We start from the raw sequence: 8089 nt of genomic DNA, 5'->3' as shown, positions 1-8089 counted from the left end.
GCGGATCGTGCCCGAGGCCTTGGAAGAGGCCGTCAGTCGCTGGGTGCAGGACGCCCTGTCCATGCTGCCCAAATCAAGCAGTCCCCGTCCGGTGGCGGTGGATGGCAAGACTCTCTGTGGGACGTTGCAGTCCCACCAGCGCACCGTGCATTGGTTGTCTGCGTTCGATCATCAAACCGGCTGTGTGCTGAGCCAGATGCCGGTCGACAGCAAAACCAACGAGGCCAAGACGGTGCTGGAACTGCTGAAGGGGCTGGTGCTTCGAGGTCGCGTGGTAACGGGCGATGCCGCATTTTGCCAGCGTGAAGTCTGCCAGGCGATCACCAGTTTGAACCGCTCGCGGGCCTCGGCGGCTTGGACGATGGCTTGCTGACGCGGCCACTGGGGCATTGAAAATCGCTTGCCTTACGTGCGCGATGTCAGCTTTGGCGAGGATCATAGCCGGATCCGAAAGGGTCGCGCCCCTCAAGTCATGGCCGCCTGCCGAAACGCCGTGATCGGTCTGCTTCGCTTCTGGAACTGCCAAAATATCATGGCAACCCCGCGCGAGAATGCCTATCAGCCTCAACCGCTCTTCGCCAAGCTGGGCTTATTGAAACAGTAGTTCGCCCTTCGATTCTCACGGCCACAATTGACACCTGCGATTGATCGAAGTTATACTAACTGGGTAATTCCCGGCGTATCTGCCATTGGGATAGGAACTTTGATCGTCGCATGTCTGTTTTTCCGACCCGGAACGACAGTTCGGGTTGACCGCCCTTTAACCGTAGCGTGATCGTGGCCGGTTGATGTTGTTGAATTTCCAAGGAGAGGCCCGATGAATCTCGTCGGCAAAATCTTCGTCGTACTCATTATGGTCGCCAGCACCGTGTTTATGACCATGGGTCTGATGGTCTTTGCGACCCATCAGAATTGGCACGACGCTGTGACGGGCAAAGGGGGCTGGAAGGAGCAATTGACCGAAGCCCGCAAGGAATCGGCCGATCTCCGCGCAGACGTTTTGAAATACCAAGGCGTGTTGGCGACCGAAAAGGCGAGCCACTTGCAAGCACTTGCCAAGGCCCAGACCGCGATTGCCAAGGCCGAAGAGCACAAGGCCGAACTGGAGACCGCGGTCGCCGGCGAGCAAAAGCGTTTAGACGCCCAAGCGAACCTGCTGGGAGACCAGCAAAAAAGTCTTTCCGACCTGCGGAAGGAGAACGTTGCCCTGCGAGAAGACATTCGCGACGCCAACAAGAAGGTGGATCAGCAGCTCAAGCTCGCCACCGAAACGGAAGACAAGCTCCACATCGCGATGGGTCAAAAGCGCGATCTCGAGGAGCGCAACAAGCAACTGGCGAGCGACGTGGCTAAAGCGACGGTGATCCTGAAGAAATTCGGCGCGACCATCGCCGATCCGGCCAACGGCGAACCGCCGCCGCTCCGCGGGCGAATCCTGGCAATGGATAAAGATGATCGGGTCGAGATTTCGCTCGGCAGCGACGACGGGCTCCGCGAAGGCAACACGCTCGAGGTTTATCGCGGCAGCAAATATCTGGGCCGGATTCAGGTCCTCGAAGCCCACCCCCATCAAGCGATTTGCATGATCCTCAAGGAATTCAAGCAGGAAGCGATCCACGCGGACGACGAAGTCGCGACGAAGTTGAAGGCCTAGAACATTCCGAACGTAGCCGACGCTGGCAGCGTCGGTCCCGATCCGACGCTGGCAGCGTCGGCCACGACAACCACGACATCAATCTCTTAGAAGTATCCCGCGAGGCAGAGCGTGGCAATCGCAGACTTGAAAGCCGATTCGGGACGCGGCGTGTTCGTCCAGAAACAGCGGGCGAATATTTACACGATGATGCTGATCCTGTCATTGATCTTCATCATGGTAGGCTGCCTGTTCCTGTATCTGGAGATGAATGCCTTTCAGATGAAGGTCAAGGTCCCGCAAGACGCGCAAGCGTCCTCTGTCCCCGAACCTCAACCCGCCCCCGCCGTCAACCCAACGCCAAGTCCGTAACAAGTACAAAGTACGAAGTGCAAAGTACGAAGCAATAGTCCTTCGGCACTTCTTCCAGCCCCCAATCCCCAGCCCCTGCGAGAGCATGGATGCTCAATCGCGTCTTCGGATATTTCAGTTCCGATCTGGCCATCGATCTGGGAACGGTCAACACGCTGATCAGCGTTCCCGGCGAGGGGCTGGTGCTCAATGAACCGTCGGTCGTGGCGGTCGGCGCCCGCGCGCGACAGGTCCTGTCCGGCGGCTGCGCAGTCGGGCATCTTGCCCGGCAGATGTGGGGCCGCACACCCGAATCGATCTCGGTCGTCCATCCGCTCAGGGACGGTGTGATCACCGATTTCCATCTCTGCGAGGCAATGCTGCGGTATTTCCTCCGGAAGGTGCGGCGCGGCCGTTTCAGCTCGCGGCCGCGCGTGCTGATCGCGGTGCCCGGCTCGATCACGCCGGTGGAAAAGCGGGCCGTATTCAATAGCGCCCAACGCGCCGGGGCGCGCGAGGTGCTGCTCATTCCAGAAGCGAAGGCCGCCGCGATCGGAGTCGGGTTGCCGGTCGCCGAGCCGATCGCGAGCATGGTGGTGGATATCGGGGGCGGCACGACCGAGGTCGCCGTGCTCAGCGTCGGCGACATCGTCTCGTGCCGCTCGCTCCGCGTCGGCGGCGATCACATGGATCAAGCGATCGTGGATTATCTTCGCCGCAGATACGGTCTTCGTGTCGGGCCGGCCGCCGCCGAGCAATTGCGGATCGACATCGGCAGCGCCTATCCGCTCGAAGAGGAGCTGGTCGAAGAGGTGGCCGGGGCCGATGCCGCCAGCGGTCTGCCGCGGCGGCTCACAATCACCAGCGAAGAGATTCGCGAGGCGCTGGCCGATCCGCTTGAATCGATCGTCGATGCGATCCGGCAGACGGTCGACGGGTGCAGCCCAGATCTGGCGGCCGATTTGGCGCACCACGGCTTGGTGCTCTGTGGTGGCGGCTCGCTGCTTCGCGCGCTGGATCGGTTCACTGCGGAGCGGACCGGCGTCCCGGCGCGAATTGCGGCCGATGCGCTCACGGCCGTGGCAAAAGGCACGCTGATTTGCCTGGAGCGTTTGGATGCTTGGCGCGGCGCATTGGAGTCGAGCGATGACGATGTCTGAGCATTCGCCGAAGCCGAAATGGCGCGATGGTTTGAGCCGGTTGACGTCGTTGCCCGGCATGCTGGCGATTCTACTCGCCGCGGCGGCAGTGCTCTATCTCTTGCCGGCGCGCCTGACCGAACCGGCGCGAAACGCCTGGAGCGCCTGTTTGCAGCCAGCACAATCGATCGCGGCCGGCGCCATCGAATTCTCGGGAGATAAACTGGCCTGTTTGCGGATCGATTTCGACGACGCGACGCGGCTGGCCGAGGCCGAACGGAAATTGCAAGAGTTCGAAGAGCGGAATCGACGCCTCGAGGCCACTCTCAATGCGGCGCGCGTCCTTGCGGCCGATCCATCCGCCCGCGGCGAAGCAGGCTCGCCGACCGAACCGCTGTTGCGGACCGAAGCGATTACCGCCCGCGTGCTCGGTCATGCCGCGCAGACATTCTTGCGAGGCAGCCAGTTGCTCGATGTCGGCAGTCGTGCCGGAGCATCACTTGGGGCGCTGGTCATTGAAGGTACCGAAGCGTCAACCGACACCCGATCGCTGATCGACGGCGGCCATGACCTCGGATTGGAATCCGGACGGTTAGTATTAGCCGGCCGCCGCGTCTGGGGCAAGTTGGCGATGGTCGCCGCGCACACGAGCCTCGTCCGGCGGACCACGGACTCGGGCTATCGCGACACGGTGCAACTCGCCCATCGCGACGGCGGCCAATTGCGGCTCGGCCCGCGGGGCGTGCTCGTCGGCAGCGGCGATCGGCTTTGCCAAATCGAATTGGTCGCGGCAACCGAACCGGTTTCGGTGAGGGACGAGGTCTACACCGTTGGCGACGGTGTTCTGCCCGCGCCGCTGCTTTACGGCACGGTCGTTCGCGTCGAGCACCCGGGCGCCGCGGCGCATTGGCAAATCTGGATGCAGCCGTCCGATGGCGCCGACGAGCCGCGCGAAGTCGCCGTGCTGCGAATGGAACTGAATCCGGCGCGCGTCGCCAATTACTGATTTCGGATTTCTGATTTTGGATTTTGAGTCCTCGAACTATGGCGGTCATCTTTCTAATCCTTGCCACGTACATTGCCGCGGTGCTGCAGACGACGCTCGTCCCGGCGTTCGAGGTGCGGCATGTGATGCCCGATCTACTCTCGCTCGTCGCGATCGTCTGGCAATTATTGACGGGCTGGCGGCGCGGATTCGTTGCGACGGCGATGGTCGGCCTGGCATTCGATCTCACCTCCACCGGCCTGCTTGGCGTCGGGCTGGGGTTGTTTGCCCTGGTCGGGTTTGCGGTGGCCTGGCTCCGCACCAAGCTCGACATGAATCATCTCATCGTGCGACTGGCGGTCGTCTGGCTGGCGACCACGGCGATTGCAATTGGTGAGGTCGTGATTTGCCGGCTCCTCGGCGAGACAACGCTCCCCTGGCCTTCGCTCGCCGTACGGGCAGTCGGCGTCGGCGTGTATACGACCGGCGTGGCGTTGCCGCTGCTGATGGTCGTCGGCTGGCTTGGTGAAGGTCGTCGGCAAGGGGCGAGGGTCAAGGGATGAGGGATGAAGGATGAAGGATGAGCGACGCGCAAGCGACATGTCGGTTCCTACTCAGCGACTGCGCTGGCTGCTCGCCGGATTCGTCATCGCTTGTGCGGGCGTTTTCGGACGGCTGGTCGTGCTGGAGATCGGTTATGGCGATGAATACCGCGCGGAATCGACGCGGCCGATCGAGCGTAGCCGCATCGTTCCGGCGACTCGCGGGCGGATCCTGGCCCGCGACGGGACGGTGCTCGCCGCCGACGAGCCGCTCATCGCCTTGGCCCTACGCTATCGCTACCTGGAAGAGCCACCCGATCCGCACTGGCTCCGTACGACCGCTCGATCGCGATTGACCCCGCGCGAGCGCCGGCAGCCCGAGCGCTTGGCCGCGGAGGAAGCCCGCCTTCGCGGCGAGCGGGCCGAAATGCAGCGCCGGCTGGCTGAACTTTGCGGGCTGTCGAGCGAAGAGTGGCAAGCCCGCTGCGGCCGAATTCAGGTGCACGTTCGCGAATTGTCGGAACGAGTGAACCGCCCCGGCAACTCTCGCCAAGCGGACGAGCGCGGACGAGCCGATTCAGCGCAGGAGAACGCCTCGCCAGACGACTCCTGGCTCTCGGCCGCGGGGCGCACGCTGTTCAAGGCCCTTTTTCAAGCCAACGACGAACCGCCGGCAGCCATCACGGTCGCTGAGGAACTTCAGGAACACGTCGTCTTCGAGGGCCTTTCGCTCGAGGCCGTGGCCGAGATCGAAGGGTGCCCGGAAGCGTATCCGGGCGTCCAGATCATTCGCGGCAGCCGGCGAGTTTATCCCGGCAAGTCCTCGGCCGCGCATTTGCTGGGATACGTTCGCGCGGCGCCGAACGCGGCTGGCCGCGGCGGCCAGGCGGGAGTCGAGCGGCAATACGATGCGCTGCTCCGCGGTCAAGACGGCGCAGCGCTCGACCGGCTCGACCATCACGGACGACTGCTCGCTACGAAAATCGAACGCGATCCTGTCGCGGGGCACGATTTGGTGCTCACCGTGGATCCGGCGCTCGAGCGCTCGGCCGAAGCACTTTTGGATGCCGCCCTGTCCAGACGAGTTTCGATCTCAGATGATCGTGGCCAGCGGACATCAGGAGGAGCCATCGTGGTGATCGAGGTCCGCAACGGGGCGATCCTGGCCGCCGCCAGCGCTCCGCGCTTCGAGCCGGCTGTGTTTGCCGACTCGGACGCGGCCGGCATCCAGCGGTCCCTTGCCGATCCGGGACATCCGCTCTTCGACCGTACGATTCAAATGGCCCTTCCGCCCGGTTCCGTTTTCAAGACGGTCTCGGCGATTGCTTTGCTCGACAGCTCGGCATTCGATCCAAACCGGCCGTTTGTTTGCCAGGGCTACTTGAACTCGCCCGAAAGCCAGAGGTGCATGATCTATCGACGTTATGGAATCGGACATGGCCCGATGACGCTCGTCGATGCGCTGGCCCAAAGCTGCAACGTTTATTTCTTTCACCACGCGGAACAGCTCGGGGCCGGGCGGCTGGTGGATTGGGGGCGCCGCTTCGGCTTCGGCGCCCGCGCGGGGATTGATCTCGCGGGAGAAGTGGCCGGAAACCTGCCGGCGATCGAAGCGGCGGCGCCCCCGTCGACGAGCAGGCCGCGCCGTCACGAAGACGCCGAGACTTTGGCGATCGGTCAGGGCTCGTTGACCGCCACTCCGTTGCAAGTCGTGCGGATGATGGCGGCGATTGCCAACGGCGGGCAATTGGTCACGCCGCACGTCGCTGAGCGGATTAGCTTGCCCGTATCGGACTCGGGCGATTCGGCCGGCGATTCCGATCTGCCCGACCTTGGCATTTCCGCGCCGCAACCAATCCCAGGTCTCGATTCGCGGAAGCTCGACATCGTTCGCGAGGGGCTGCGCCGCGTGGTGGCGGATTCGCAAGGCACCGGGCACGCGACGATCGCCCTCGAGGGCGTCTCGATCGCCGGCAAGACCGGCACCGCCGAGACGGGCGACGGCACAGCCGACCATGCATGGTTCGCCGGCTACGCGCCGGCCGACAACCCGCAAGTGGCCTTCGTCGTCGTTTTGGAACACGCCGGCGACGCGGCCGCCAGCGCCGGCCCGGTCGCCAGACGGCTGGTCGAATGTCTCCAAACGCTCGGTTATTTCGAGCAACGTTCCGCCCTTTCGCGTCTCTAAATTGGGGCAGAAAACGCCTCGTTTTTCCGCTTCCGTGCCGCGCTCGGTTTCAGCCCGAGGCCGGTGAATGCAAGTCAAAATGGCAAAAAGACTTGCAATCGGCTTTTCGCGCCCGCCAAGCGGTTGTCGGCAACCCCGAAAAGCGATACAATCCGGGCTTCAAAATCGCACAATTTGGCTTGCCACTCTGGGCAATTCGGACGGATCGGCCAGAGCCAGGATGTCTTCGCTGAAAGGACTGTTGTTTGTCTACCGATTCCAACGAACCAAGCGACCCTAACGAGCCCGAGAATTCGCTCCCCGCCGGCAATGGCGATGCCGAAGCGGGAGACGGCCTGGAAAACGGCGCGGGAAGCAACGGCTCAGGCGCCGCCGCGCCGCCGCCGGGGCGGATTATCGAGTTGCCGATCGAGCAGGAGCTGAAGGATAGCTACCTGACTTACGCGATGAGCGTGATCGTGGCGCGGGCGTTGCCCGATGTGCGCGACGGGCTCAAGCCGTCGCAGCGGCGAATTCTCGTCGCGATGAACGACCTGAATCTCACGCCGGGCGCCAGCCGCGTCAAGTGCGCCAAAATCTCCGGCGACACGAGCGGCAACTATCATCCGCACGGCGAGAGCGTGATCTATCCCACCCTGGTCCGCATGGCCCAGGAGTGGAACATGCGCCACGTGCTGATCGACAAGCAGGGGAACTTCGGCTCAATCGCCGGGCTGCCGCCGGCCGCGATGCGGTACACCGAAGCCCGCATGTCGCCGATTGCGGCGCTGCTGCTTGAAGACCTCAAGCTCGACACGGTCGATTACGTGCCAACCTACGACGAACGGCATCTCGAGCCGACCGTCCTGCCGTCGAAATTCCCGAATTTGATGGTCAACGGCGCCAATGGCATCGCGGTCGGCATGGCCACCTCGATCCCGCCGCACAACCTTGGCGAAATCTGCGAAGCGCTCGTGAAGCTAATCGATGAGCCGAACGTTTCAATCGACGAGCTGCTTGAGATCGTGCCGGGGCCGGATTTCCCGACCGGCGGAGTCGTGATGGGGCGCACGGGCATCCGCCGCGGTTACCATTCGGGCCGCGGCACGATCACGCTGCGCGCCCGCACCCGCATCGAAGAATACGGCAAGGGCCGGTTCCGGATCGTCGTCAACGAGATTCCGTTCCAGCAAGCCCGCGATCGGATCGAGGAGCGAATCGCCGAATTGGTGAACGACGATCGGATCAAGGGCATCTCGGCGATCCGCAACG

At 63.2% G+C, this 8089-nt stretch carries 9 protein-coding genes; all 9 read left to right on the top strand.

Translation table 11 applies throughout. The features are described from left to right. Nucleotides 1-373 (top strand): ISAs1 family transposase (locus VGY55_24255; GenBank protein HEV2973102.1); only part of this gene is annotated, 373 nt, incomplete at its 5' end. A gap of 99 nt (nt 374-472) precedes the next feature. Next, on the top strand, nt 473-604 hold the full coding sequence (locus VGY55_24250) for a hypothetical protein (protein HEV2973101.1): 132 nt from the start codon (nt 473-475) through the stop codon (nt 602-604). Between the two features lie 213 nt (nt 605-817). Further along, nucleotides 818-1654, top strand: a complete 837-nt coding sequence (locus tag VGY55_24245) for a hypothetical protein (protein HEV2973100.1) — start codon at nt 818-820, stop codon at nt 1652-1654. 111 nt (nt 1655-1765) lie between these two features. After that, the gene (locus tag VGY55_24240; GenBank protein ID HEV2973099.1) at nt 1766-2005 is read left to right on the top strand and encodes a hypothetical protein; all 240 of its coding nucleotides are present in this window, start codon (nt 1766-1768) and stop codon (nt 2003-2005) included. Between the two features lie 89 nt (nt 2006-2094). Further along, nucleotides 2095-3144 carry a rod shape-determining protein gene (locus VGY55_24235; protein ID HEV2973098.1) on the top strand — a complete coding sequence of 350 codons (1050 nt, stop codon included), beginning with the start codon at nt 2095-2097 and terminating at the stop codon, nt 3142-3144. Beyond that, nucleotides 3137-4129 carry a rod shape-determining protein MreC gene (locus tag VGY55_24230; protein HEV2973097.1) on the top strand — a complete coding sequence of 331 codons (993 nt, stop codon included), beginning with the start codon at nt 3137-3139 and terminating at the stop codon, nt 4127-4129. Before VGY55_24235 ends, VGY55_24230 begins: the two co-directional genes overlap by 8 nt. Nucleotides 4130-4167: 38 nt before the next feature. Next, nucleotides 4168-4671 (top strand): rod shape-determining protein MreD, encoded by a 504-nt coding sequence (gene mreD, locus VGY55_24225; GenBank protein HEV2973096.1) that lies wholly within the window; start codon nt 4168-4170, stop codon nt 4669-4671. 37 nt (nt 4672-4708) lie between these two features. Then, nucleotides 4709-6838: a penicillin-binding transpeptidase domain-containing protein gene (locus tag VGY55_24220; protein HEV2973095.1), complete on the top strand. Its 2130-nt coding sequence runs from the start codon at nt 4709-4711 to the stop codon at nt 6836-6838. 446 nt (nt 6839-7284) lie between these two features. Continuing rightward, nucleotides 7285-8089, top strand: an 805-nt coding sequence (locus tag VGY55_24215) for a DNA gyrase subunit A (protein HEV2973094.1), incomplete at its 3' end; no start/stop codon positions are given.

The sequence above is a fragment of the Pirellulales bacterium genome (assembly GCA_035939775.1).
GTDB lineage: Bacteria > Planctomycetota > Planctomycetia > Pirellulales > DATAWG01 > DASZFO01.
The sequence above is the reverse complement of the archived record's forward strand: the minus strand, read 5'-3'. Positions and strand labels throughout refer to the sequence as shown.

Excerpts from the sequence above, each read along its gene's own strand:
- VGY55_24250 (HEV2973101.1), top strand. The coding sequence starts at position 473 with ATGGCCGCCTGCCGAAACGCCGTGATCGGTCTGCTTCGCTTCTGGAAC.
- VGY55_24245 (HEV2973100.1), top strand. The coding sequence starts at position 818 with ATGAATCTCGTCGGCAAAATCTTCGTCGTACTCATTATGGTCGCCAGC.
- VGY55_24235 (HEV2973098.1), top strand. The coding sequence starts at position 2,095 with ATGCTCAATCGCGTCTTCGGATATTTCAGTTCCGATCTGGCCATCGAT.
- VGY55_24230 (HEV2973097.1), top strand. The coding sequence starts at position 3,137 with ATGTCTGAGCATTCGCCGAAGCCGAAATGGCGCGATGGTTTGAGCCGG.
- mreD (HEV2973096.1), top strand. The coding sequence starts at position 4,168 with ATGGCGGTCATCTTTCTAATCCTTGCCACGTACATTGCCGCGGTGCTG.
- VGY55_24220 (HEV2973095.1), top strand. The coding sequence starts at position 4,709 with ATGTCGGTTCCTACTCAGCGACTGCGCTGGCTGCTCGCCGGATTCGTC.